This window comes from Nocardia sp. Marseille-Q1738 (assembly GCF_965283145.1).
This window is the reverse complement of sequence record NZ_CBDIMS010000004.1, coordinates 281,272-307,158: the sequence shown is the minus strand read 5'-3', so window position 1 is coordinate 307,158 and position 25,887 is coordinate 281,272. Positions and strand designations below refer to the sequence as shown.

16 protein-coding genes are annotated in these 25,887 nt (G+C 69.3%); 6 read left to right on the top strand and 10 right to left on the bottom strand.

The window, feature by feature from the left end; genetic code table 11:
* Positions 1-32: 32 nt before the first annotated feature.
* The gene (locus ACWPXK_RS18110; protein WP_454197306.1) at positions 33-437 is read right to left on the bottom strand and encodes a DNA-directed RNA polymerase subunit beta; all 405 of its coding nucleotides are present in this window, start codon (positions 435-437) and stop codon (positions 33-35) included.
* A 279-nt stretch (positions 438-716) separates the two neighbouring features.
* Here ACWPXK_RS18110 and ACWPXK_RS18105 point away from each other — a divergent pair, with 279 nt between their 5' ends.
* The 4 genes from ACWPXK_RS18105 (at position 717) to gndA (ending at position 5,286) form a co-directional block, all read left to right on the top strand.
* On the top strand, positions 717-1,889 hold the full coding sequence (locus ACWPXK_RS18105) for a helix-turn-helix domain-containing protein (RefSeq protein WP_454197305.1): 1,173 nt from the start codon (positions 717-719) through the stop codon (positions 1,887-1,889).
* 169 nt (positions 1,890-2,058) lie between these two features.
* Positions 2,059-2,466 (top strand): YciI family protein, encoded by a 408-nt coding sequence (locus ACWPXK_RS18100; RefSeq protein WP_454197304.1) that lies wholly within the window; start codon positions 2,059-2,061, stop codon positions 2,464-2,466.
* Positions 2,466-3,635, top strand: coding sequence for an RNA polymerase sigma factor (locus ACWPXK_RS18095; RefSeq protein WP_454197574.1), 1,170 nt, complete (start codon positions 2,466-2,468; stop codon positions 3,633-3,635). Before ACWPXK_RS18100 ends, ACWPXK_RS18095 begins: the two co-directional genes overlap by 1 nt.
* Positions 3,636-3,840: 205 nt before the next feature.
* Positions 3,841-5,286 (top strand): NADP-dependent phosphogluconate dehydrogenase, encoded by a 1,446-nt coding sequence (gene gndA, locus ACWPXK_RS18090; RefSeq protein ID WP_454197303.1) that lies wholly within the window; start codon positions 3,841-3,843, stop codon positions 5,284-5,286.
* Positions 5,287-5,565: 279 nt separating this feature from the next.
* On the opposite strand, the gene ACWPXK_RS18085 is transcribed toward gndA, so the two are convergent.
* From ACWPXK_RS18085 to ACWPXK_RS18045, 9 genes are read right to left on the bottom strand one after another with little or no spacing between them, the layout of a single operon-like run.
* On the bottom strand, positions 5,566-6,549 hold the full coding sequence (locus ACWPXK_RS18085) for a fused (3R)-hydroxyacyl-ACP dehydratase subunits HadA/HadB (RefSeq protein WP_454197302.1): 984 nt from the start codon (positions 6,547-6,549) through the stop codon (positions 5,566-5,568).
* Complete coding sequence (locus ACWPXK_RS18080; protein WP_454197301.1) at positions 6,546-7,679, bottom strand: class I SAM-dependent methyltransferase; 1,134 nt, start codon at positions 7,677-7,679, stop codon at positions 6,546-6,548. The genes ACWPXK_RS18085 and ACWPXK_RS18080 overlap by 4 nt, the downstream gene beginning before the upstream one ends.
* A complete protein-coding gene (locus tag ACWPXK_RS18075) occupies positions 7,676-9,079 on the bottom strand; it encodes an FAD-binding oxidoreductase (RefSeq protein ID WP_454197300.1) in 1,404 nt (467 codons plus the stop codon). Before ACWPXK_RS18075 ends, ACWPXK_RS18080 begins: the two co-directional genes overlap by 4 nt.
* Positions 9,076-10,419, bottom strand: a complete 1,344-nt coding sequence (locus tag ACWPXK_RS18070; RefSeq protein ID WP_454197299.1) for a class I SAM-dependent methyltransferase — start codon at positions 10,417-10,419, stop codon at positions 9,076-9,078. Before ACWPXK_RS18070 ends, ACWPXK_RS18075 begins: the two co-directional genes overlap by 4 nt.
* Positions 10,416-11,651: a 3-hydroxy-9,10-secoandrosta-1,3,5(10)-triene-9,17-dione monooxygenase oxygenase subunit gene (gene hsaA, locus ACWPXK_RS18065; protein WP_454197298.1), complete on the bottom strand. Its 1,236-nt coding sequence runs from the start codon at positions 11,649-11,651 to the stop codon at positions 10,416-10,418. Before hsaA ends, ACWPXK_RS18070 begins: the two co-directional genes overlap by 4 nt.
* On the bottom strand, positions 11,651-12,406 hold the full coding sequence (locus tag ACWPXK_RS18060) for a class I SAM-dependent methyltransferase (RefSeq protein WP_454197297.1): 756 nt from the start codon (positions 12,404-12,406) through the stop codon (positions 11,651-11,653). Before ACWPXK_RS18060 ends, hsaA begins: the two co-directional genes overlap by 1 nt.
* A complete protein-coding gene (locus ACWPXK_RS18055) occupies positions 12,399-19,622 on the bottom strand; it encodes a condensation domain-containing protein (RefSeq protein ID WP_454197296.1) in 7,224 nt (2,407 codons plus the stop codon). Before ACWPXK_RS18055 ends, ACWPXK_RS18060 begins: the two co-directional genes overlap by 8 nt.
* A complete protein-coding gene (locus ACWPXK_RS18050; protein ID WP_454197295.1) occupies positions 19,619-20,116 on the bottom strand; it encodes an OsmC family protein in 498 nt (165 codons plus the stop codon). Before ACWPXK_RS18050 ends, ACWPXK_RS18055 begins: the two co-directional genes overlap by 4 nt.
* Positions 20,103-23,921, bottom strand: coding sequence for a non-ribosomal peptide synthetase (locus ACWPXK_RS18045; RefSeq protein ID WP_454197294.1), 3,819 nt, complete (start codon positions 23,919-23,921; stop codon positions 20,103-20,105). Before ACWPXK_RS18045 ends, ACWPXK_RS18050 begins: the two co-directional genes overlap by 14 nt.
* 160 nt (positions 23,922-24,081) lie before the next feature.
* Here ACWPXK_RS18045 and ACWPXK_RS18040 point away from each other — a divergent pair, with 160 nt between their 5' ends.
* Positions 24,082-25,188 carry an aldo/keto reductase gene (locus ACWPXK_RS18040; protein ID WP_454197293.1) on the top strand — a complete coding sequence of 369 codons (1,107 nt, stop codon included), beginning with the start codon at positions 24,082-24,084 and terminating at the stop codon, positions 25,186-25,188.
* Between the two features lie 56 nt (positions 25,189-25,244).
* On the top strand, positions 25,245-25,856 hold the full coding sequence (locus ACWPXK_RS18035; protein WP_454197292.1) for a class I SAM-dependent methyltransferase: 612 nt from the start codon (positions 25,245-25,247) through the stop codon (positions 25,854-25,856).
* Positions 25,857-25,887 lie beyond the last annotated feature (31 nt).

Sequence of the window (25,887 nt, the reverse complement as noted above, 5' to 3'; positions counted from 1 at the left end):
CATGTAGCCGAGGGGTGTGGTGTCGAGTTCGGTCATTGCTCCCCCCGACGTGAGCGCGGCGTGGCGCACGCGCGGATGGACCCGACGATCGACATTCCGGACGGCCGGTAGCCGTCGCGCGGTGCGTGCACCCAGACTCGGAAACCCGTCTGCTGGTCTGCCGGTGACGGCAAAGCGATCTCCGCCCCGAAACGAGTCACGGTCGCATTCAGCCGGAACAGCTCACCGAACAGAGCCATGTCGTCATCGGGAACATCCGGGCACACCAAGAACGTCCACCGCTTCGACCGGGGATGCGACACGATCGGACCGAGTTCCGCGCCACCGCGCAGCTGGTGCTGTTTCACGGCGACGGCGAGCTGAGCGGGCAAGGTGATCGCACCGATCCGTCCGGCACGCACCACAATTCGCCCCTCCGGTACCACAACTGCGGGCAAGTCACACCGCGCACGGTAGAAGCGGCAGCGCGAGACCGGTGTGTCAGCCGAGCGTGCTTCGGTCATCGCTCACCCCGCGTATTCCGATCGAGCCCGTAACACGTCATTGGCCCTCTCCTTTGTCCAGGTGGAGCCGTCACCGCCAAGCGACGAGACCGGGCTGCGGCGTCGACCGGCCGCCCATCGAGTACGTGGGCGATCTCGTGGCGGTGAGGCTGTCAACCAGGCTGACAGCCTGCGTCGTCGTGTACTGGCAAGGAATTTGCAAGACTGACGGTTATGGACGAAGCCGGAATCGGGGCTCGTACCGCAAGAGCCCGCAAACTGAAGGGTTGGACGCAGCTGCGCCTCGCGACAGAGGCGGGTCTGTCGGATTCACTCGTGACGAAGGTGGAGCGCGGCGTGGTCCCGGCGAGCCCGGCGTTTGTCGCGGCGGCGGCCCGTGCTTTGCAGGTCGAGCCGGAACTGTTGACCGGTGTCGTGGACTTCAGCAGAGAACTGGGTGAGCTGCCTGGCGTCGTCGAGATGCGTCGGATCGTGGCGGAATGGGACTACGTCGAACCAGTGCCCGGATCGACGATCGAACAGCTGGAAGTCGAAGCCGCGAAGTTGCAGGATTTCCACATTCGGGACAAGACGCCAGAGGTGTTCGAGATCCTGCCTGCCCACATTCGCCGTCTGTACGGCGCGCTCGCAGAGCCTGACGCCGACGTCGGGCGTCTGCATTCGCTGCTGTGCAACGCGTACATCCTGACGAATTTCTCCGCGGGCCGGACCGGGCTGACCTCGCTGCAATCATCGGTGTTAGGGCGCGTCGCGGCGCTCGCTGAGGAAGCGGACGAGCCCATGTATCGGACGCTGACCCACGTCCAGCGCGGCAAGGCACTCATGTACTACGACGCCATCCAGGCCGGACTCGACGCGGTACAACGTGGTCTGGACGCAGTATCCGGCGATGATGGCGCCGCAACAGTTATGCGTGGTTACGGCCATCTGACCGGTGCCGTCATTGCAGCGCGCGGCCAGCGTTACGACACCGCGATCGACTATCTGAATGAGGCGCGGCGTGTCGTCGGGCGTGGCAGCAAGTTCGAGTTTCCGCGTCTGCCGCAGTTGGATGCCACGAACGTCGAGTTCTATGCGTGCGCGATCGAGTTGGAGGCGGGCGATCCAGGGAGGGCTGCGCACGACGGATCGGCGTTGCGGATTCCGGCAGGGACCTCGCCGACTCGGACCGGCCATCATTACCAGGACATCGCACGGGCGTGGCTGCTGACGGGCGAGCCGTCGAAGTCGTTGCGGGCCTTGAAGATGGCGCGCAAGGTTGCGCCGCAGCAGACGCGGCGGCATCCATCGGTGCGCGAGACTCTAGTGGGGATTGCGGCGGCGGAGCGCCGGAATTCCGAGGGTGTGAGCGCGTTCGCGCAGTGGGCCGGTGTGGTTGTTCAGTGACGTGGCAGGCCGTCGCCCGGCTGACCCGTTCGTGCGCCAAGTTGCCGAAATGAACAGGCCCTACGAAAAAGTGCGAGAAAGTTCGACGGCGGATGTCGAGAACGTCGTGGCGGCTCCGTCCCAGGGGTGAGCGACCAACTAGGGTCGCAAGTCCCGAAGGGAGAATGTCATGGCCAAGTACCTGCTCCTCAAGCACTATCGAGGTGCCCCGGCGGCGGTCAACGACGTGCCGATGGATCAGTGGACGCCCGCCGAGATCGAGGCGCACATGCAGTACATGAACGACTTCGCGGCCCGCCTGGAGGCCAGCGGCGAGTTCGTCGACGGCCAGGCGCTTGCGCCGGAGGGCGCCTGGGTCCGCTACGACGGCGAGGGCAAGCCACCCGTGACCGACGGCCCGTTCGCGGAGACCAAGGACCTGATCGCCGGCTGGATGATCATCGACGTCGACTCCTACGAGCGCGCCGTCGAGCTGGCCGGCGAGTTGTCCGCGGCGCCCGGCGCGGGTGGCAAGCCGATCCACGAGTGGCTCGAGGTTCGGCCGTTCCTGACCGCTGCGCCGACTGTCACCGAGTGATGGCTGCCGACGCGGTGGACGCGGCCCAGCTGCGGGACCTGATCCCCGGCGTCTTGGCGGCCCTCGTCCACCGCGGGGCGGACTTCGCGACCGCCGAGGACGCCGTCCAGGAGGCACTGGTCCGGGCCGTCGAGACGTGGCCGAACCAGCGCCCCGACGACGCCAAAGGCTGGTTGATCACCACGGCGTGGCGGTGCTTCGTCGATCTCGCCCGATCCGATGTCGCGCGGCGCCGCCGCGAGCTTCGGGTCTCCGACCAGCCGCCGCCCGGACCGACCGCGTCGGTGGATGAAACGCTGCAGCTCTACTTCCTGTGCGCGCACCCGAGCCTCAGCCCGGCGTCGGCCGTCGCCCTGACGCTGCGGGCCGTCGGCGGACTCACCACCCGCCAGATCGCGCAGGCCTACCTCGTGCCGGAAGCGACGATGGCGCAGCGGATCAGCCGGGCCAAACGCACCGTCAGCGACGTCCGGCTGGATCGTCCCGGAGACCTGCGCACCGTGCTCCGGGTGCTGTACCTGGTGTTCAACGAGGGGTACAGCGGCGATGTCGACCTCGCCGCGGAGGCGATCCGGCTGGCTCGGCAGCTGGCCGCGACCACCGACGACGCAGAGGCCGCGGGGCTGCTCGCCCTATTCCTGCTCCACCACGCCAGACGCCCGGCCCGCACCCGCGCCGACGGCAGCCTCGTGCCGCTGTCCGAGCAGGACCGCGGCCTCTGGCGGCGCGACCTGATCGCCGAGGGCGTGGCCGTGCTCCAAGCCGCGCTGGCCCGCGACCGGCTCGGGGAGTATCAGGCGCAGGCCGCGATCGCGGCCCTGCACGCCGACGCGCAGACCGCCGCCGAGACCGACTGGGTGCAGATCGTCGAGTGGTACGACGAGCTGGTCCGTCTCACCGACAGCCCGGTGGTGCGGCTCAATCGCGCCGTCGCCATCGGTGAGGCGGACGGACCGCAGGCCGGGCTCGCCGCCCTCGCCGAACTCGACCCGAAGCTCCCGCGGTACACCGCTTCGGCCGCCTACCTCCACGAACAGGCAGGCGACGTCGCCACGGCGGCGCGGCTCTACGTGGAGGCCGCCGCACAGGCGCACAACCTCGCCGAGCGCAACCACCTCACGCTCCGGGCGGCCGGCCTCCGCCACCGCCTCTCGGGCGAAGGAGGCTGAGCGGTGGAGCATGCCGGGCCAGCCGTTGCGCATGATGCCGCGGGCCTTGCCTGCGACCACGAAACGGACGACGGCTCGCTATGCGACACATGCTGGAACCGACGGGGTAGGTAAGGTCTGAGACGTCGTGGAACGGACTCCACGAGGCGCCCGCCGAACGGCTTCGTGCGGACCCGCCACACCTGTCGAACGAGAGAGCTGATTGATGCCGACCTCTACAGCACGTGCACAGATCGGGGTCACCGGCCTGGCGGTCATGGGTAGCAACATCGCCCGCAACTTCGCCAAGCACGGCTATACGGTGGCGCTGCACAACCGCAGCATCGCCAAGACCGACGCACTGCTCGAGGCGTACGGCGACGACGGTGATTTCGTGCGCACCGAAACCATCGAGGAGTTCGTGGCCGCGCTGGAGAAGCCGCGCCGGGTCCTGATCATGGTGAAGGCGGGCGCCGCAACGGATGCCGTCATCGAGGAACTCGCCGCCGCGATGGAGCCAGGCGACATCATCATCGACGGCGGCAACGCGCTCTACACCGACACCATCCGGCGCGAAGCCGCGCTGCGGGAGCGCGGATTGAACTTCGTCGGCGCCGGCATCTCGGGTGGCGAGGAGGGCGCGCTCAACGGTCCGGCGATCATGCCCGGCGGCCCGAAGGAGTCCTACGACTCGCTCGGTCCGCTGCTGGAATCGATCGCGGCGAAAGTCGACGGAACGCCGTGCTGCACCCACATCGGTCCGGACGGTTCCGGGCACTTCGTCAAGATGGTGCACAACGGCATCGAGTACGCCGACATGCAGCTGATCGGCGAGGCCTATCACCTGTTCCGTGACGCGCTCGGTTTCGACGCGAAGCAGATCGCCGACGTGTTCACCCAGTGGAACTCCGGAGACCTGGAAAGCTACCTCGTCGAGATCACGGCCGAGGTGCTCGAGCAGGTGGACGCGAAAACCGGCCGACCGCTGGTCGATGTCATCGTCGACGCCGCCGAGCAGAAGGGCACCGGCCGCTGGACGGTGAAGTCCGCCCTCGATCTCGGGGTGCCGGTGACGGGCATCGCCGAAGCGGTCTTCGCACGGGCGCTGTCGGGTTCGCGCGCGCAGCGCAAAGCGGCAACCGGTCTGGCTTCGGGCCGGTTGGCGGACAAGCCCACCGACGTCGAGCAGTTCACCGAGGACATCCGGCAGGCGCTGTACGCGTCGAAGGTCGTCGCATACGCCCAGGGCTTCGACCAGATCGCCGCGGGGAGTGCCGAATACGACTGGAACCTGCGCCCCGGCGACCTCGCGACGATCTGGCGCGGCGGCTGCATCATCCGGGCCCGGTTCCTGAACCGGATCAAGGAAGCCTACGACGAGAACCCGGAACTGCCGAGCCTGATCCTCGCGCCCTACTTCCGTGAGGCGATCGAGACCGCGATCGACAGCTGGCGGCGCGTCGTGTCCACCGCGACCCTGCTGGGCATCCCGGTACCGGCGTTCGCGTCGTCGCTGTCCTACTACGACGCCCTGCGCGCCGAGCGCCTCCCCGCCGCGCTCACCCAGGCGCAGCGCGACTTCTTCGGAGCGCACACCTACGAGCGCATCGACGCCGAGGGTAAGTTCCACACGCTCTGGAGCGGCGACCGCAGCGAAGTCTCCGCGGACTGAGTACGCCCTTGCGTTCCTGTGACGGCAGGTTGTAGTTGTCACTTGCAGGCTGCACGTGGCACCGCGGCGAGCGCGCGCCCAGGGGCATAGGCTGCCCCTGGGCAGCAGCGCCCGAACGCCGACAGCGAAAGCCGTGATGGTGCTCGGGTTCCGCCACCGCCGGTCAAGGCAAAGCTCGGAGCCACCGATGCCACTGCTCGAGGGTGTGGCGCTTGTCCGCTGTCAGCTCGGGCGAGCGCGGAAATGGCTCGGCCTGCCGGGAGATTCCGCCTGAGTCGGTCATAGCCGAATCGTGGTGGTCGCATGACCGAAGACGGGTGCACCGTTCGACTGGGCGGTGAGGGCGACTACAGCGGTTTCCGCGCTGGAATCAACAGATTGCACGCGGCCGGTGAACTCCAGCTCCGTCGGACGACGCGAATCGACATACGTCGGATTCGTGAACCGCACGGTGTACTCGACGATGCGGCTGGGGTCGTCGAGCCAGGCGGTCAGATATCCGGCGGCCAGGCCCATCGTCAGCATCCCGTGTGCCACGACGGTGTCCAGTCCCGCGCGGTGGGATACGTCGTCGCTCCAGTGGATCGGGTTGTTGTCTCCGGAGACTCCGGCGTAGTTGACCAGCTCTCCGCGGGTCAATCGGTACGACCGCGCCGGAAGATGCTGTCCGGCAGCGAGTTCCAGCGGCGAACGCATGCCTGGCGCCGGTACGGGCGGCTGCCGCGACGACAGCGGTCGCGTGATCGCCCTGGGTTCGCCGACCGGCGCGGCGAGATCTTGCATGGCCAGTGCCGCTGCGGCTCGTACCACATCGTCGGCGGTGGCGCCTCGACGGGCGACCAAGGTCGTGTGCACTGTTTGCACGGGATCGCCCCCCTGGTCGCGAAAGACGGTCATGACCACGATGATGTCGCCGGTCTCGGCACGGCGCAGTGACTCGACGGCGAGATCGGCGGTCAGCCGGTCTCCGGCGACCACCGGACGGTGCAGGTGCAGTTCCTGCTCGAGGTGCAGCAGCTGGCTGGGGTCGTAGCCCGCGGTGGCTTCGCGGAACATGGCGCGTTGCGCGAGACTCGCGACCGACGACGCGAAGGTGGGCGGCACGATCAGACCCCGATACCCCAGCGCGAGCGCGGCCGCCTCGTCCCAATGCGCCGGGTGGAAGTTCTGCACGGCGCGGGCGAACTCCCGGATCTTCTCCCGCCCCACCTCGTAGTAGTCATCGCTGCGGTAGTGGCTGTCCACGATGTCCTTCGGGCTCACAGAGGTTTCCGCGCGGCGAACACGCGCTGCCCGAGCGCGGCCAGCGGGTGATCGGTGTCGGGCAGCACGACCTGTGTCCGCAGTCCCGCGGCGGCGAGTTCGTCGAGCCATTCCCGTTCGCTGAGGAAGATGCGGTCCGTTCCGGCGCGAACGTCGGTACGGCCGGGCTTGGCCACGCCCGGCTTCGGGGACATCAGGAAATGCATCGACGTGAGCAGCTGGCAGTGCTCGCGGCACGATTCGACGAAGATCAGCAACCCGCCGGGACGCAGCAGGTCGTGTACTTCGCGCAGGGTCCGGCCGCAGTGGTGCGCGTTGTGCAGGACATTGGCGGCCAGGACGATGTCGCACGCCTGCTGGTTCGGCAGGTCGGTGTTGAGGTCGACGATGCCGTAGCGCATCCAGGGGTAGGCGGAGAACTGCGCGCGTGCGGTGTCGAGGAAGAAGCTCGACAGGTCGGTGAAATGGTAGTCGACCGCCAGATCACCCAGTCCCGAGACGATATCGGCCGTGGTGCCGCCGACCCCGGCGCCCAGTTCCAGGATGCGGACCGGGGACGTGCTGAGTTCGCCGACCGCCCAGGTGACGATCTCCCTGGTGGCGGCATTCAGATAACGGTTGATCGGATTGTTCCGGTACGCCGCCTCGGCGGTGCGGAAGTCCCCGTCGGGGAAGAGGAATTCCTGCGCCAGCACGCGATCGCGCAGCAGCTCGGGCAGGCGTTCGTTGGCTCGTTCGAAGAACCGCGCGAGTTCTGGCGCGAAACCGAGGTCGGCACAGACCGCCCGCAGATCGGGACGCACCGGATCCGCGACTGCACGCAACGCGCCATAGCCGGATTGCTCGTCCCGGGAAAGCCACCCGCGGGCGGTCAGCTCGGCCAGCCACCTGCGCAGCAGCCAGCGGTGCCGCGGTGCCACTTCGAGCCGCTCGGCGATCTCTGGTTCTGCATGGAATGCACTGCCAGGCAAAGCCTTCTGGAGCACATGCACCATGGCGCGCAGTCCGAACAGGTCCAGATCGTCGCGAGCGGAATCGATGTGCCGCGCATCGAACGCGATCCGGGACTCGCCGTTCAGAGCGGCGGCATCGGCCGCGTGCCGGGCGATATCGGTGAGCTCGACCGTCATCGCGACGCCGCCTCGGGTGCATCGGTCGCGGGCGGAATGTTGTGATTGCACCGGAAGAGATTGTCCGGGTCGTACTCTGCCTTGATTCGCCGCAGCCGCTCGTATGCTTCGGGGTGATAGGCGCTGCGCACACGCGACGGCGAACTGGTGCCGTCCAGGATGCCGATGTAAGGGCCACCGGCGGAACAGCCGCGCACCGCGTCGATGATCTCGGCGATCCACGCCCGTGCGGGCCCGAGGCGCTGTCCGGCGGGTCCGCCGGAGAACACGACGAGATGGTAGTCGGCCTCATGGAAACTGAAAGACGTTGTCTCGCTGGTGGTCCGGCGGATCGCGCCGCCGAGTTGGTGAATGGAGATCAGCGAATGCGGGGTTGGCATCCGCGCACCGAGTTCGATCACCGCGTCGATCGTGTCGTCGTCGAGCGAGCGAAGCCATTCGGTCCCGGTCGCGGTGCCGTGCCCTTCCGTGAACGCCTGCTCGGTATTGCGTTGCAGCTCCGGGTAGGTCAGCGGCCGCACCAGGTCGAGCTCGGGTTCGCCGATCCGGCGCAACCTGCGCAGCACGTCACGAGCCTCCTCGGCCGCGCCGAGATAGGAGGCGGTGATGGCGGCCATCGGCGGTCCCTCCGGTGCGCCAGGCGGCCAGTGGATCAGCGTCGCACGCAGCGACAACTCGGGCGGAGCCGTCTCGCAGAGCTCCCGAAATCCGGTGAGCACCGCCCGCGCTCGCTCGTAGCGGTACAGGAGCGTGCCCGCGTACACCGTGCCGATCGGGTGCAGGCGCAGGTCCAGGGCGGTGACGATGCCGAAGTTGCCGCCGCCGCCCCGCAACGCCCACAGCAACTCCGGATGGTGGTCGGCATCGACGTCCACGTGGCGCCCGTCGGCCAGCACGACCCGAGCAGCCTGCACGTTGTCGCAGGTGAAACCCACCGCCCGCTGTAGCCATCCGCTTCCGCCCGACAGCGCGGTGCCGATGACGCCGACAGTCGACACGTCGGCGCCGGTGACCGCGAGCCCATGCGCTTGGCAGGCGCGGTCGAACTCCGACCACAGCACGCCGGGAGCGACGGTGGCGCTGCGACGTTCGGGATCGACGGTGATGGTCTTCAGCAGCGACAGGTCGAGCAGCAGCGAGCCGTCCATCTCGTCGTGGTCGGCGACGTCGTGCCCGCCTGCGCGCGCCGACACCGCCAGCCCGCGGCGGCGCGCGAAGTCCACCGCCGCCCGGATATCCGCGTCGTCGGCGCACCGCACGATCACCGAGGGCCGATGGTCGACGGCGGCATTCCAGGTGTGGCGAGCCCGGTCGTAGCCGAGGTCGGTGGGCAGCAGCACGTCACCTCGGCAGGCCGCGCGCAGCTCGTCCAGGTGATCCAGGGAGGGTGTGGTCGTCACGGGATGATCGGCTCCTCTGCTACCACGATGTCCGGTAGCGCTGTCGCGGGGGCATGTCGTTCCAAGTGGTCGGCCAGCATTTCCGGCAGCCGCCGTCGCACGAACCGGGCGAACGGGTCGTTGCAGACGACGGGCGGATGCGTGTCGGAGACGGCGGCTCGCCCGACCTGATGTTCGGGTGGACCGACGGCCAGTAGCCGGCCGTCGGGGGAGTCGAGCAGCACTGCCCAGGATGGCGGGATGGCGGCGGCAAGCTCGGCAGGAGTGACGGCATCGGGGATGCCGCCGTCGAGCAGTGCGTTCGGGATGTCGGTGATCAGCGTGACATTCCCGGCGCCGGTGACGGTGGCGAGCCGCTCGGCGACCGTGCCGGAAAGGTCGGCCCACGCGATGGTGTGGACCGGCGGCGGCACAGGGGCATCGACGGTATACACGACGTCGTAGCGGTACCGGGTGAGTTCGGTGTCCGCCTGTAACGGCTTCGCGTAGCAGGTGACCTGCACGTTCCGCGTATGACGCCGCGCGATTCCGGCGAATACCCTTGGGTCGCAGAGCAATTCTTCCTCCGCCGCGATCCGGTCGGCCGCTCGCCGGGCCAGCTCCGGCTCGGGTATCCCCGGATTCCGCGCCGACTCGAGCCAGCGGGCGAAGCTCGGTGCGGTGGCGAGGTTGCGGACGTCGCCGACGATCACCCTGCCTCCGGGGGCGACGAGATCCAGTGCGTCGTCGAGGACGGCGGTTAGATATCGCTCGTTCGGGAAGCACGGCGTGACACTGTTCAGCACGATGCAGTCCGGGACAGCCGAAGGGGAGCCGGTCGCCGCACGCAACGCCTGGGCGACTTCCTCCGACGCCACATCGTGGGCGGCTCCATGGAGTACCCGCACGCCCGGCAGCGCTTGGTCGCGCAATCGGGCGACGGCCGGTTCCGCGACATCGAGACCGACGTACGCTCGCACCTTCCGATGCACGCGATGGGCGATCAGGCCACTGCCGCAGCCCAATTCGAGCACCACGTCCGGCTTGCCGCGAAGCACGAGCCCGACGGCATGGTCGATCCACTCGATCATGTGTGCGCGGGGAAACGGCCGGCCGGTGTCCGACGCACGCCAGCCGGACAGGTCGAGATCGTCACCGTGGCGGTCGGCCGCGACCGAATAGACGTATTCGTACACGTGCCGCCAGTGGTCCAGTTGCTCGAGCAGCAGCGGTCCCGGACGGGGCCGCACGGCCACCGCTTCGGCCGCGGGACGCACCATGATCGCTGTGCGATCCGGGTCCCACCACGCCTTGTCGACCCACGGATGACTGTCGAGGAGCGATACCGCCTGTTCGGTCACCGTCGCTGCTCCCCATCCGCCGGTTCGGGCCGCGCCGCGCCGGGCGGTGTCGGAGACGACTGCGTCAACGCGGCGGCGCCGAACATCCGGTACGCCCGTTCCGGGTCGTTGGCGGCGTGCGCCCGCCCGGCGTGGGCGTCGCGCCAGAACCGCTGGATCGCCGTGCCCGCCCGCAGCGCGCGTCCGCCCGAGTTCTCGAACAGCCGGTCCACCGCGAAGATCGCCCGCTCGGTGCCGCGCACCTGGTCGCGGCGGACACGGAGCCGGTCGATCGGGGGAATCGGCTGTCCTGCTTCGGCGCGGGCGTAGAGGGCGCCGATGTTGTGCGTCAGCTGCAACCACGCGGCATCGATCTCGCTGGCGGCTTCGGCGATGCGCACAAGTGCGGCCGGGTCGTCCTGGAAGGGCGTTCCGGTGAAACCGGTCTCCCTGGTCGCGTCGCCGGGCAGCGCGACGCGAACCCGGTCGCGCTGGTGCTCGAGATGTGCCGCGTAGGCGCCGCGCGCCATGCCGATGATCGGCGCGGTGATCGCGCTGGTGTGGATCGACCCGAACGGAATCCGATACAGCGGTCCGTCGTTGGCCGCCTGGCCCGGCGTCACGCACGCCGCTACCGCCGCGGAACCGAGCACCCGGTGGGCGGGCACGAACACGTCGTCGGCGAGCAGGTCGTTGCTGCCGGTGCCGCGCAGGCCCACGGAGTCCCAGACGTCCTCGATCGTGTAGTCGCCGAGCGGCACCAGGAAGGTGCAGGAGTCGACGGCGGCGCCGTTTTCGACGACCCGGGCACCCACCAGCGCCCACGTCGCGTGGTCGCAGCCCGAGGCGAAACCCCAACGGCCGCTGAGCCGGTAGCCGCCGTCGACCGCGGTCGCGGTGCCGGTCAGGGCGTAGGAGGAGCAGATGCGGGTATCGGTGTCGTCACCCCACACGTCGTCTTGGGCGCGGACGTCGAACAGCGCGACGTTCCACGGCGGGACGCCCAGCACGGACGCCACCCAGCCGGTCGAACCGCAGGCACTCGCGATGAGCGCGACCGCTGAGTAGAACGTCGCCGGGTCCGTCTCGAAACCGCCGTAGCGTTTCGGTTGCAGCAGTTTGAAGAAGCCGATCTCCTGCAACGCTTTGATCGATTCCGCCGGTACGCGGCGGGCGTCCTCGGTGTCCTGCGCTCGCTCGCGCAGCACGGGCAGAAAGTGCTCGATGGCGGCGAGTACTTCGTGCACGGTCATCATTGATGCCTTTCCTTGACGAATCGCAGCAATCCGGTGTCGGTGTCCTCGGCGGCCAGGCGCAGGCCCGCGCCGGCCGCTTCCTCCGAAAGCCGTTCCGCACCCACGGGCCAGACCCGATGCTCGGCGACGGTTTCCTGGACCAGCAGCTGGTCGCGGTACGCGCGGTAGGTCATCCGCCAGATCAGCGCGTCGGCGTCGACCGGATGCGCCGCGCTCCAGCCCTCGTACCGCAGGGCGCCCGCCCTGGCCTGGGTGTATCGGCGCTCGGCTACTTCGCTGACGCGGCCGGGGCGCTGCACCTCGACCACCGCGCTCCCGCCGGGGGCCAGGGCGGCGGCGATCGTGGACCAGACCCTCGGCCGCGCCGCGGCATCGAAATGCCCGATCACCCCGAGGGCGACCACCGCGGCACATCGATCGGGAAGGACGCAGTCGAGAAATCCGCTCGGCAGCACCGTGATCCGCTCACGCAGATCCTTGCGTGCGGCCAGCCGCGACATCAGCACCGCCCGCATGGTGGGCGCCGGTTCCACCGCGACGAGCTCGGCGTCGGGCAGCGCGTCCGCGATCATGACGGTCGAGAGTCCCGTGCCCGCGCCGATGTCGACGATCGGGCCCGCGACGGTGTCCACCTCGGCGAGCAGCTCGGCGAGCACCGGTTCCGCTTGCGCCACATAGGGTATCGCCATCAGGTCGTAGAACTCCGCGGCCGCCGCATACGAATCGTGCTGCGGTCGGTGCGCGTCAGTCATGACGTACTCCGTCCACAGCCGCAGCGCGGGCAAGCGCGTCGGAGATCAACCGGGCCACCGTGTCGACGGCGGGCTCGCCGAGAATCGCGTAGTGGTGCGCCGCGATGACGTGGGTGTCGATTCGGCCCGGAGTGTGGTCGCGCCATCCCAGGTCCGGCAGATCCGCGCAGTCGTCGACGCCCATCCCGACGCCCGAGTTACGCGGTGCCGGCGATTCCGCGCGCACGAGCAGGGTTTCGCGGTTTTCGTCGGGTGCGAGGAAGCCCGTGCGGTGATCGCCCAGCGCTCGCAGGTGCCGCGCGAACGTCTCTTCGCGCAGTCGCTGAGTCGCCGGATCGCGTCCCGCGACACCGGTCGCGGCCAGCCGCCGCCAGATCTCGTCGCGCTGCTGCGCCTCGGGTAGCCGGGCGAATTCCCCGTCCAGAGCGCCCGATTCGAGGTCGATGTCCAGGAATGCTTCCAGCGACCCGAGATAACGCGACCAGAATTCGCCCTCAGCGGTGTGCTGGATGCGGTCGGCGATATTCGAATCGATGAGCGCGAGCAGGGCCACCGTGTCGCCGGATTCCTGGAGGCGCCCGGCGAGTTCGTGCGCGACGATACCGCCCATCGACCATCCGCCGAGCAGATAAGGACCGGTGGGCTGGTGGGCGCGCAGCACCCGTTCGTACCGTCGCGCGAGGTCGGCGACGCTGTCCGGGCCCGTTTCACCGGCCAGGGCCGGGTCCTGGATGCCGATCACCGGCCGTTCGGTGTCCAGCTTGCGCGCCAAATCGACGTAGCAGAGCACGTCCCCACCGGTGGGATGCAGCAGGAACAGCGGAGTCCCGGTGCCATCGCGCAAGGTCACCGCGCAGTCGCCCGGCTCAGAAGCCGCACTGGCCTGATCGGCCACCGCGGCCACGGCAGCGAGACTGGGATCGGCCAGGAACGCCCGAGGTGTGACGAGCAGGCCGAGCTCACCGCGCAACCGGTTGAGCATTCGAATCGCCATGACCGAATCGCCACCGAAGGCGAAGAAGTCCGTGGCGCGGTCGACTTCGCTCGAATCCAGCTCGAGCATCCGTGCCCACAACGCGGCGATCGCACGCTCGGTGTCGGTGCGCGGCGGACCGCCCGCGATGGCGGCACGTTCGGCCGTCGCGGCGGCGGACGCGGGACGTTCGGACGCGGGCAGTTCGACGAGGTTCGTCCATGTCTCGGGCCGTTCGACCAGAGCCGCGATCTCGGCGCCGATGTCGGCGAACAGCGCGTCGAGCACGCCCGGCTCGAACAGCTCGGCGACCGCGTCCAGGTTGACGACCACCGAGTCGTCCCAATCCCATTGAAAGACTTGCAGATCCAGCGCCACCTGGGGCGTGCGCACACGCTGGTAGAACTCGCGCACCCGCACGGTGTCCGGTGTCCCGCCCGGCGGATGCAGTCCGAGGGTGCTGTGGAACACGACCGGCGCCTGCGGCGCGGTGTCGCGGCGGCGGCGGCCCAGCTCGCGGACGACCTCCACACCGGTGACCTGTCCGTGGTCGAGCATGCGCGCGGTGGCCTCTTGGACGTGCCGCGCCGCCTCGACGAAGGTCGCGGGTGCGGGCAGGTCGACATCGAGCAGCACCGTGCCCGCGTACGGGCCGATCGCGTGGTCGAGGTCCGCGGGCAGGTGCAGCCGGTTGAGGTAGAGCACGTTGAGCAGGAACCGGCGGTGCCCGGCCAGCCGTGCCAGCCCGATCGCGTAGCAGGTGGCGAAGGCAGTGGTCGGGGTGATGCCGTAGGCCGTGCAGCGCTCGCGCAGTATGGCCATCTGCTCGCCGATCACCCGCAATTCCCGCCGGACGAGGGTGTCGGGGCGTGCCTGGTCGAACGGCATGGCCAGCGGTAACGCGGGGGCCGTGGGCAGAGTGTCGAGCCGATCCCACCACCAGTCGCGCTGCGCCTGCCATTCCGGTTCACGCCGCTGCCGGTTCACGGTCTCGACGTAGTCGCCGAAGTGCGCGGTGAGCGGCGGCAGCACCGTGTTCGGTTCGTCGAGATAGGTGAACAGCTCGGTGAACATCAATTGCACCGACCAGCCGTCGGCGACCAGCAGGCTGCACACGATATGCAGGCTCAGCTCGTCGCCGGGCAGCCGGACGGCGGTGATCCGGAACGGCCACGGATCCATCTCGGGTCCGCGGCGCTGCATCTCGGCACGGGTCCGGGCCAGCACGGCGTCGATCTCCTCGACGTCGGCGCAACGCTGGTCGACCGCGGTGATCGGCAGCACGGCCAAGCGCGGGTCGTCGGCGTCGAGCACCTGCTGCACGCCGTCGGCGAGGAACACCGCGCGCAGCATCGGCTGCCTGCGCACCTGGCTGCGGACCGCGGCTTCGACCGCGGTCGGGTCGATGCCCGACAGACGGAAGTCGACGTAGTTGTGCGCGGAGTCGTAGCTCAGCGCCCACCCGTGCTGCTGCCCGACCCAATAGGCCTGCTGCAACGGTGTGAGCGGGAACGGCGCGGACGGATCGGCCTGCCGGACCAGTTCCGCGCCCGCCGCGGTCGCCGCGTCCGAGCGGCGCTCGGCGACGTAGGCCACCAGCTGGCCGAGCGTCTGGTCGCCGACCAGGTCCACCACCGGGACCGCGACGCCGAGCCGCCCGCGCACCATGGTGGCCATCCGCACCGCGAGCACCGAGTCGCCGCCGAGCCCGACAAAGGTGGAATCCGCCCCGACGGCGTCTTGTTCGAGGCCGAGGACCTGCGCCCAGATCGCGGCGACGGTGGCCGCGACATCCGCGCCGGGACCGGCCAGCCGTGGACCCGTGTCGGTCGCGGTCCACGCGCTCGGATCGTCGACCAGCCTGCGCAGCCAGGACACGTAGGCGGCGAAGGCGCTGTCGGCGGCATCCGGGTCGAGGACGGTTTCCAGGACATCCCATTGCAGCCGCAGCGAGCCCGCGTGCACGAACGCCTGGTGATCCAGCCAGACCTGCGGGGTCTGGCTGACGCCGTGCACCATGCGCCCCGCCCACTCCAGGTCCGGATCGCCGCCGACGAGGTCGGCCACGTCCAACGCGCTGGTGAAGACCACCGGAAGCAGGTGTCGCCGACCGGATCTCGTGGACAGCTCGCCGAGCAGTTCCAGCGCCGAGTAGTCGCGGTGGTCGATGTCGTCGAACAGTCGCTGCTGGGTGCGCTTGACCCGATCCGCGAACGAATCGATGCCCGTCCGATCGACCTCGTGTGCCAGCAGTGTGGTGAAATCGCCGACCACATCCTCGATTCCGGGCAGCGCCACCGGCCGGTCCACCAGGGTCAGCATGACGGCGAAGCGCTCGTCGCCCGACCAAGCGGCCAGCACGTCGGCGTAGGCGGTGAGCAGGACCGCCGACGGAGTCACGCCGTGGTCGGCGGACATCCGGCGTAACGTCGTCCACTCGGCGGCCGCGAGTTGTCCGGCGCGCCGGGCGAACCACGGCCGTGTCTGGGTGCGCGTGCGAGTGGGCAGCGCGGGCGGGCCGGGAATGTGGTCCATGCGCTGCTGCCAGTAGTCCACCGCCCGGCGGCGCGCGTCGGTGCCCGAGCGGGTGGCGGTGTGCGCTACGTACTCGGCGAATCGGGTCGGTACGGCTGGCAGGGACGTCGTGGGCTCGGTGTAGTAACGCCGTAGGTCGCGGTCGAGGACGAGGAAGCTGCCCGCGTCGCAGATCAACGCGTCGATGCCGAAGAAGATCCGGGTCGTGCTGTTGTCGATCACCGCGGCGCGTACGTCGAACAGCGGCCAGCGGTCCGGGCGGTGCACCCGGTGGGACAGTTGCCTGCGCAGGTCGGCGAGGGTGTCCTCGCGTTCGGCGGGAGAGCGGCCGGTCAGGTCGTGGCGGCGGATCCGGTAGTCGGGCACCGTGGTCAGCACCCGATTGCGGCCGTCGTCGGTGATCACCGCCCGCAGCATGTCGTGGCGTGCGATGACCTGGTTCCAGGCCCGCTCGTAGCGGTCGAGATCCAGGTCGGCGCAGTCGTATTCCAGATAGATGTGACAGGACACGTCGCTGAGGCCGAACGCGCCGGAGCGGCCGACCCAGTAGGCGTGCTGCACGCGGGTGAGCGGAAACGGCTCGTCGGCTTCGGCGGTCGGCTCGGACCGGATCGCCGAAGCCGATCGCGTCGCGGGCGCGGCGGTCTCCGACCGGTCCGCCGCAGGAGCGCGCCGCCGCCCGAGCAGCTGTGCGAAGGCCTGCACAGTGGGGTGGGCCAGCAGCTCGCGCAGACGGATATCGGTGTGCTCCCGCTCGTTCAGCAGATCGAGCATCCGGGTGGCCAGCATGGAGGTGCCGCCGAGCGCGAAGAAGTCGGCGTCCGCGTCGGGGACCGGTCTACCGAACAACTCGCCCCACAAGGTGGCGACCAACTGCTCGTCCGGCGTCGAGGACGCCGCTACGACGTCCAGAGCGGCTGGGTTGTCGCGCACGGTGCTGGATTCCGCATCCAGGGAGGTGGCCTCGGACAGCGCCGCGTTGTCACCCTCGGCGAACAGTTCCGGCGTGCTCAGGACAGAGGCGTTCGCTGCGCCGTCGTGCGCCGGGACGGTCTCCTCGACAACATGTTCCGGCGTATCGGGCGGGTCGATCCAGAACCGGCTGCGCTGGAACGGATATCCGGGCAATCGGACCCGCCGCCGACGCCGATGCAGCGATTCTGGGTCTACATCCGCTCCAGCGCACCACAATTGACCGACCGCGGCCAAGAGCGCAGCGCGGTCGGGCGCGGGCGCTCCGGCCGGGAGCGTCGCGATCTCGTCGGCGTCCGGGAGGGTGCTCAGCGCCGTCACGAGCCCATGGGGTGCGTTGCGGCGGGCCAGCGCCGCGAGCGTTCCACCCGGGCCGACCTCGACGATCGCGGTGGACCGGGGCCCGGCCGCGGCATGTACGGCGGCGGCGAAGCGCACCGGTTCGCGCATGTGCCGCACCCAGTGTTCGCTGTCGACAAACCGTGTCGCCTGTCCGGTGAGCGCGCTGTACAGCGGGATGGCCGCCGCGGTGGTCGTCACCCTCGCCGCCTCCGCACGCAGCGCCGCGGCGGCGCCCGACACGGCGGGGGAGTGCAATGCGGCATCGACGCGGAGTCTCGTGTGCTGAATACCACCGCGGGTCATCGTGCGTGCGAGTTCGGCGATGGCGGCAGCGGGACCGGAGACCACACACGCTTGCGGTGCGTTGACCGCGGCGAGCCCGACCTCTGGATGGCCGGCCAGCAGATCCGCGATCTCGGCTTCCGCCAGTGCGACAGCGAGCATCGCTCCAGGCGCCGCGGCGGCAAGGGCGCGAGAGCGGATCGCGACCAACCGCGCCGCGTCGGCCACGCTCAGCATCCCCGCGACGACCGCGGCGGCGTATTCGCCGAGGCTGTGCCCGAGCACAGCGTCCGGCTCGATTCCGAAGTCACGTAACGTCATCGCGGTCGCGAGCGAGACCGCGAAGAGCGCGGGCTGGCCGTAGCGCACGTCGTCGGCCGCGCTGGCAGGAGCCTGCCCCGTGACGATGTCGCGGATGTCATAGTCCAGCAATGGCTTCAGCAGGCTCGCGCATTCGTCGACGGTGGCGGTGAACACCGGTTCGTCGCGGTACAGCCCCGCACCCATGCCGGAGAACTGCGCACCCGCACCCGGAAACGCGAAAACGATGCTCGGCCGTCGCGCGGGTACCTGACGGACGGCGACGTGCCGCGGCGCGCTCGCACCTTCCGGCAAGATCGCCGCGGCCCGCCAACCGGATTCCGCGTGCTTGCTGTGCAGCAGGGTGTAGGAGTAATCGGCCCCCGATCCCGCCTCGATGCCCGCAGTGGCGCGGTCGAGCTGGGCTCGGCAGCCCTGCTGCGTCGTTCCGGAGACGACGAGCAACTGGGCGCGGTCGTCCGGCTCGGTCCCCGCCGCGCGGACCGGCGCCTGTTCCAGAACGACGTGGCAGTTCGTCCCGCCGATCCCGAACGAGCTGACACCCGCGATCCGGGTGCCCTCGCGCTCCGGCCAGGCACGGCCCCGATGCACTACCTCGAAGAGCCCGCGGTGCCGCGCCACGTCTGGATGGACCGGGTCCGCGTGCAGGGTGGCCGGAATACGCTGATGGCGCAGCGCCAGCGCCGTCTTGATCAATGCGGCGATACCCGCGGCGGCATTGGTGTGCCCGATATTGCTCTTCACCGAGCCGATCGCGATCGGTTCGGTGACCGTGCGGGTGCCGAATATGGCTGCGAGAGCCGATAATTCGATTTGATCGCCCAGTACCGTGGCCGTGCCATGTGCTTCGATGAGATCCACGGCGTCCGGTTCCACTCCCGCGACCGCCAGCGCCTCCGCGACGACGCGTGCCTGTCCGGTCGCCGACGGTGCGGTGAAACCGGCCTTGCCCGCGCCATCGTGGTTCACCGCGCTGCCGCGTAGCACCGCGTAGATCGGATCACCGTCCGCGAGCGCGTCTTCCAGCCGCCGCAGCAACACCAGGCCGGCGCCCTGGCTGTGCACCATGCCCGAAGCTTCGGCGCCGAAGGCGCGGGTGTGCCCGTCCGCCGAGAAAATGGCGTCCGGCACGTGCAGGTAGCCCCGGCCCTGCGGCACGATCAGCGAAACACCGCCCGCGAGCGCGGTGTCGCATTCACCATTCGACAGCGACTGCGCCGCCATGTGCACGGCCACCAGCGAGGTGGCGCACGTGGCCTGGACGGCCACGGCGGGTCCGGTCAAGTCGAGGCGGTAGGCGAGCTGCTGGGGGAAATAGTCGGTGATCGCGCCCATCGTGGCTTGCAGGTGGCCCATCGGGTCACGGTCGGCGCCCCGCCGGAAACCGGCCAGATTGTCCGCGAGATAGTCACTGTGCGCGGCGCCGGTGAACACACCGACCGCGCCGAGTCGTGCCCCACCAGCGTGACCGGCGTCGTCCATGGCGTGCCACGCGCATTCCAGCAGCAGGCGCAGCTGCGGGTCGAGCAGAGCGGCTTCGTGGGCGGTATAGCCGAAATGGTCGGCGTCGAAGCGGTCCTGTCCGTCGACGAGGCCGCCGACCGGCACGTAGTTGCGGTGTGCTCGCAGCGTCTCCGGGACGCCGCGAGCGGCGAGCTCCGCGTCGTCGAACCGGGTCAGTCCTTCCCGGCCCGAGGCGAGCAGATCCCAGAAGGACGCGAGATCGGGGGCGCCGGGGAACCGGCAGGCCATACCGATGATCGCGATACCGTCGTTGTCATTGTCGGTCACGAGGAGATCTCCAATTCCGAATGCACCGAGGTCTTTCCGCTGGCGATCGCGAGGACCGGGCACGATTGATCGACGAGTTGCTGCAATTCCCGGTAGCGCGACGGGTCGTCCGGGCCACTCACCCGGGCCCGCATCCGGATCTCGCTCGGGTGCGGCGTCACGTCGAGGCCGAATACCGGGCCCATGTCCAGCCGGGCGCTGACGTCCACGGTGAGCGAGGTGATTTCGACGCCGAGCCGGGCCGCGTGGAATCGGTAGGTGGCGATCTGGCAGGTGCCGAGCGCGGCGAGAGCCAGCCCGATCGGATCCGGGCCCGCGTCGCCGCCGCCCGCTGCGACCGGCTCGTCGACCAGCAGGGTGTGTCCGTTGATCCGGACGTCGACTTCGGTTGCCGTGCCGGTCCGGTGCTCGGCGTGCACGGTGAACAGTTGTCTGCGGTCCGCGCGATGGCGCAGGCCCGTGCGAATCCGTTGCACGGCGTCAGTGAGCGACATGCGACGTCTGCCTCGCTTTCGATCGATGGGTGCGCCGCAGCCTGCCGCGCTCTGCGGCGTCGGCGAGGGCCGCCGCGGCCCTGACGGACTCGTCCGGGCGGCTCGGATCGGCGTCCTGGCCCTGCTGGGCGATCCAGACCGCGAGCCGGCGGATCGAACCGTGCCGGAAAAGGTCCGGCACGGTGAGCGCCGGAGCGAGGCGTCGCAGCCTGCGATGGGCGCGGACCAGCGTCAACGAGGTCGCGCCCGCGTCGTAGAACGGCGTGGTCGCCGAGACCTCCGCGCCGAGGAGTTCGGTGAACACCGCGGCGACCGCCTGTTCGATCTCGGCGGGCGCAACCGCCTGGGGCGGATCGTCCAGTTCGATGCGCAGTTCGGCTAGGCCGTTCCCGCCGGGTGCTTCCGCGACCAGAACGCCCTGTGCCGCGGCCTCGTCACGCAAGGCGCGGGTCCACTCGCCTGCCGCTGCGCGGGCCTCGGGCCCGTCGAGAGCACCCGCATCCAACCGGATCGTGAGCGCCAGTCCGTGCCGGTGTGCCTGGCGGGCGGCATGGATCAGCCAGCCGGTGTCCCCGTCGTCGGCCCGGGCTGTGTCATGGTCCACCGGGTCCTGCGGCTCGGGCTGGGTAGCGGTGCTGTGACGGAACGGGTTCGGCAATCGAGCCGAATCCACTTTGCCGTTCGGTGTCAGTGGAATCGCATCGATCGGCACCCAGCGGGACGGCACCATGTACTGCGGCAGATGCTGGGCGGCGTAAGCGGTGAGTTCGTCCGCGCGCGGGAGCGCGTCCGCGGCAACGAGATACGCGACCAGTCTCGGGCGATCGTCGGCGGCGGGCACCACCCCGGCGACGCAGCGGCGCACCGCGGGGTGCCGGGTCAGTACCGCTTCGATCTCGCCCAGCTCGATCCGGTGACCGCGGATCTTGACCTGGCGGTCGGCGCGGCCGAGGAATTCGATCGCGCCATCGGGCCGCCACCGGCCCAGATCGCCGGTGCGGTAAAGGCGTTGGCTCAGGTGCGGATTCCAGACGAACCGGCGCGCGGTCTGTTCTTCGTCGCCGACATACCCGCGGGCCAGTCCCGTGCCGCCGATGTGCAGTTCGCCGGGCGCGCCGACCGGGCAGGGATGACCGTCATCGTCGAGGATCAGGAAGAACTGATCGCGCAGCGCACGCCCGTACGGAATACTCGTCCAGTCGGGGGCGACGCGGTCGATCGGATAGCAAATCGACCAGATCGCTGCTTCGGTCGCACCGCCCAGGCTGACCACCCGGAGGTCGCCGACCAGCGCGCGCAGCCGGTCCGGCAGCGAGATGGGGATCCAATCGCCGGACAGCAGCATCAGCCGCAGGGAGCGGAGCCGTGCGGCCGCGGCCGGATCCGCCTCGGCGTATTCCACCAGCATCTCGGCCACCGCGGGCGCGGTGTTCCATACCGTGACGCGGTGTTCGGCGATCAAGTCGCACCAATGGCCGGGGTCACGCTGCCTGCTCGGGTCGGGCACGACCAGGGCTCCACCCACGCCGAGCACGCCGAAGATGTCGTAGATCGAGAGGTCGAAACTCAACGCCGACAAGGCCAGGACCCGGTCCGCGGGACCGACGCCGAACCGGTCGTTGATGTCGTCGATCGTCGTGCGCGCGGCACGGTGCTCGATGGCCACACCCTTCGGTTCGCCGGTGGAACCCGACGTGAAGACGATGTACGACAGATCGTCGGCCGCGACGTGGGCCGCCTCGGCGGTCGCGGGCCCGGGCGCGTCGTCGACAACGTGTCCGGTGACATGATGCGGCAGCCGATCTTTCGTCTCCGGTGTCACCAAGGCGTGCGTGATCTCCGCACGCGCGCACACGGAGGCGATGCGTGCCTCGGGCCAGTCCGGCTCGATCGGCACGAAAGTCGCGCCTGCCCACTGTGTCGCGCAGACCGCGACGATCTGCTCGGCTGATTTCGGAAGAACGACGGCAACCCGATCGCCGGCCTGGATCCCGGCTTGAGTCAGCCGGGCCGCGACCGTCTGAGACCGCGCCGCAAGTTGGGCGTAGGTCGCCGAGCCGGTCGGCCCCAGGATCGCGGGTGCGTCAGGCGTCGTGAGCGCGATACTCCGCGCCGGATCCAGCAGCAACGGGCCCGAGTCCGGCCGCACGGTTCCCGGTAGGGGCTCGGTCGTCTCGAAGGCGGGATTCCAGCCGAGATCGACAGTCTCCCATGCGCTGTCGTCGTCGGCCAGGCTGCGCAGCAGCCGCAGGTATGCCGCTTGCATTCGTGCGACGAACTCGGCGGGGAATACCTCCTCCACGGCGTCCCACGCGATGCGCAACCGTCCGGCCTCGTCCCACACGATGTGGTCGAGCACCACCTGCGGGGTCTGCGAGACGCCGAAGACTTCGGCGCCCAGCCATGCCGCGGGCGGGCTGCCTCCCTGGTCGAGGCCGACGCCGCTGGTGAACACCACCGGATACCGCGGCCTGAGGTCGCCCGCCTGGTCGCGCTGCACCTCGACGCCACTGTAGGAGCGATGCTCCAGATCGGCCCAGAACCGAGTGTTCACCCGCTCGGCGAACTCGGCGAATCCGCGCCACGTCCGCGGCTCTACGGCGGGCATCTCGACCAGCGCGGTGGTGGTGAAGTCGCCGACCACATCGGCCGACACCGCGTCGGGCCGGTCGAACAATGTCGTGTTGAGACAGAACGTATCGGTGGCACCCCAACGACACAGCGTCAAGCCGAATGCCGCCAGCAGGACGGCGGTCGGGCTCAGCCCGCGAGCCGCCGCCCGGGCGGTCAGGGCCGACCAGCGTGCCGCGTCCAGTTCGGCGCCATGCCGCTGGAACCTGGGGGAGTGCAGTCGTTCCGGCGCCACCGTGTAGGGCAGTCGCGGGCCAGGCGGAAGTGCCGCCGCACGCGCAGCCCAATATTCGCGATCGCGGTCGCGTCGTTGCGCATCGACCAGCTTGCGCTCATCGATGATTCGCAGGAACGAGGGGGCGGGTGGCAGCTGGGCGTAGGGATCCGCGACGAGTTCGCCCCACTGCCGCATCAGCAGGATCCAGCTCGCCATATCCAGGACGATGATGTCGAATCCGACCAGCAAGCGCAGGCTGTCGCCGGGCAGCAGAACGGCGTGGATGTCGAACAACGGCCAGTTCGTCGTGTCGCGGAGCTGATGGGACTTCTCCTGGCGCAGGTCGGCCAGCACTCGGTCGGCGTCCTCGGGTCGACGACGCACGTCGGTGCTGCCGATGCGGTACCGCTTGCCCGGCGGGCCGACCCGCTGTCTGCCGTCGTCGGTGATCGTGGCGCGGAGCATCTCATGGTGCGCGATCAGGCGATTCCATGCGTCCTCCAGCGCGGCGATCTCTGCGACCGGATCCGATGCGACGAATCGCGTTGGGCTGCGGTCGAACTCGAAGTAGTAGAAAGTGGCCACCCCACCCAGCGGCATGCCCGCTTCCCGGCCCACCCAGTACGACGCCTGGATCGGCGTCAGCTCCTCCTCGCGCACGATCCGTTCGTCACCGGCGACCATCTGCGGGGATTCGTCTGCCTCAGCCCTTTTCCCACCCGGCGGGACCGTGGCGGCGCGCTGCCGCACTTGCTCGGTCAGCGAATCCAGCGTCGCGCCGACGAACAACTCCAGCGGTACGCGTACCCCCGTCCGCTCGGCCAGCCGCAGGTGCAGCCGGACCGCGAGGAAGGAGTCCATGCCCAGTTCCTGCAACCTGCGCGTCGAATCCAGTTCTGCCGGTTGAATTCCGAGCACCGTTCCCACACATCGTCGAACCTCGTCTGCTGCCGTCACGATCTCCAACCCTTGCTCGCCGAACTCAACGGAGCTAGGTTAATAAGAACGATTGTCATTATCAATCTATTGGCCGGACGGTTGCTGTGGCGAACGCGACAGAACTGACATGCCCGCGATCACGCGGCGCCTTCAATGGCGTAATGAACGGAAGGTATTGGTGTACAAGGAATCTCGGAACGGGTTGGGAACGGCGGCGGCACCGCTCGAGCTGGACAGCTACCGGCTGCTCGGCCGGTCCGGCCTGCGCGTCTCCCCGTTGGCGCTCGGTACGATGACGTTCGGCACCGAATGGGGCTGGGGAGCCGACAAGGACGAAGCGCGCCGGATCTTCGACCACTACGTGGGCCGCGGCGGCAACTTCATCGACACCGCCAGCCAGTACACCAACGGCACCGCCGAGGAGTGGCTCGGCGAGTTCGCGGGCGCCGAGCGGGAAAGCCTGGTGCTGGCAACGAAGTACAGCGCGGTTCGGCGGCTCACCGATCCGAACTCCGGCGGCAACCACCGCAAGAGCATGGTGGCCTCGGTCGAGGCCAGCCTGCGCAGGCTCCGGACCGACTACGTCGACCTGCTCTATTTGCACCTGTGGGACGGGCTGACACCGGCGGACGAAATCGTGCGCGCCATGGACGACCTGGTTCGTGCGGGCAAGGTGCTCTACGTCGGCGTCTCCGACACCCCGGCCTGGCAGGTCGCGCGCATGCAGACCATCGCCGAACTGCGCGGCTGGTCGCCACTGATCGCGTTGCAGATCGAATACAACCTCATCGAGCGCACCGTCGAACGCGAGCTCATCCCGATGGCGGGCGAACTCGGTCTGGGGGTGGTTTCGTGGTCACCGCTGGCGGGCGGTGTGCTGACCGGCAAATATCGCCGCACCGATCTCGGCGGCGCATCCGGCTCGACAGGCGGATCGCGCAAGGACATCGCGCTGGCCAACGAGTCGCTCACCGAGCGCGGCTTGGCCATCGCCGACCTCGTCACCGAGATAGCCGACCAACTCGGGCGAACGCCCGCCGAGGTCGCGCTGGCGTGGAGCATGCACCGCCCCGCCGTGACCGCGCCCGTGCTCGGTGCGCGCACGGTCCGGCAACTTCAGGACAATCTCGGCGCGCTCGACCTGGTGCTCGATGAGCACCACACGGAACGGCTGGACCGTGCCACCGCGGTGCGACTCGGCTTTCCGCACGACTTCCTGGCTCGTCCACTGGCTCGCCGGACCGTTTTCGGCGACATGCGAATCCAGGCCGGAAGCCACAACTGACGCAACCCGGCTGCGCGCCGAGGACCAGTCACCGCAGAAAGGACCGGTGCACGCCGATGCCGCACCTCGCCGACCTCTTGACCGACCACCTCCTGCGCAGACCGCGCGGCCGGATCGCCCGGCGGATGTGGCGGGATATGAAGGCCCACCATGAGATGTTCCGCGACACGCTGCGGGCGTTGAAGCTCACCCCGGCCGACCGGCTCCTCGAAATCGGCTGCGGCGGCGGCACCTTCGTGCGATGGGCACTCGAGTCCGGCTGCCGCGCGACCGCGGTCGACCACAGCGCCGATATGGTCCAACTGGCCGCGAAGAACAACGCCGACGCGGTGCGTTCCGGTCGGCTCGAGGTGATCAACGCCCCGGCCGAAGCGCTGCCCCTGCCGGACGAGCAATTCAGCTGCGCCGCGATGACGAACGCGTTCTTCTTCCTCGACGCCGCTCGCGCACTCGCCGAACTGCGCCGGGTGCTGGCGCCGGGCGGGAGGATCGTCATCCACACTCTCGCGCCGAATCCTCCGGCATCCGTGGCGCCGCCGCCGGTGGCACGGCGCATGCGGCTGTACCCCGACGACGAACTGGTGGCCCTCCTCGACGCCGCGGGTTTCACCGAGTCGCAGGTCACCCGGATCGGTGAATGCTTCCAACTCGTCACGGCCACTCGCTGACCACAGTCTGCGCCCGACCGGCACTCTAACG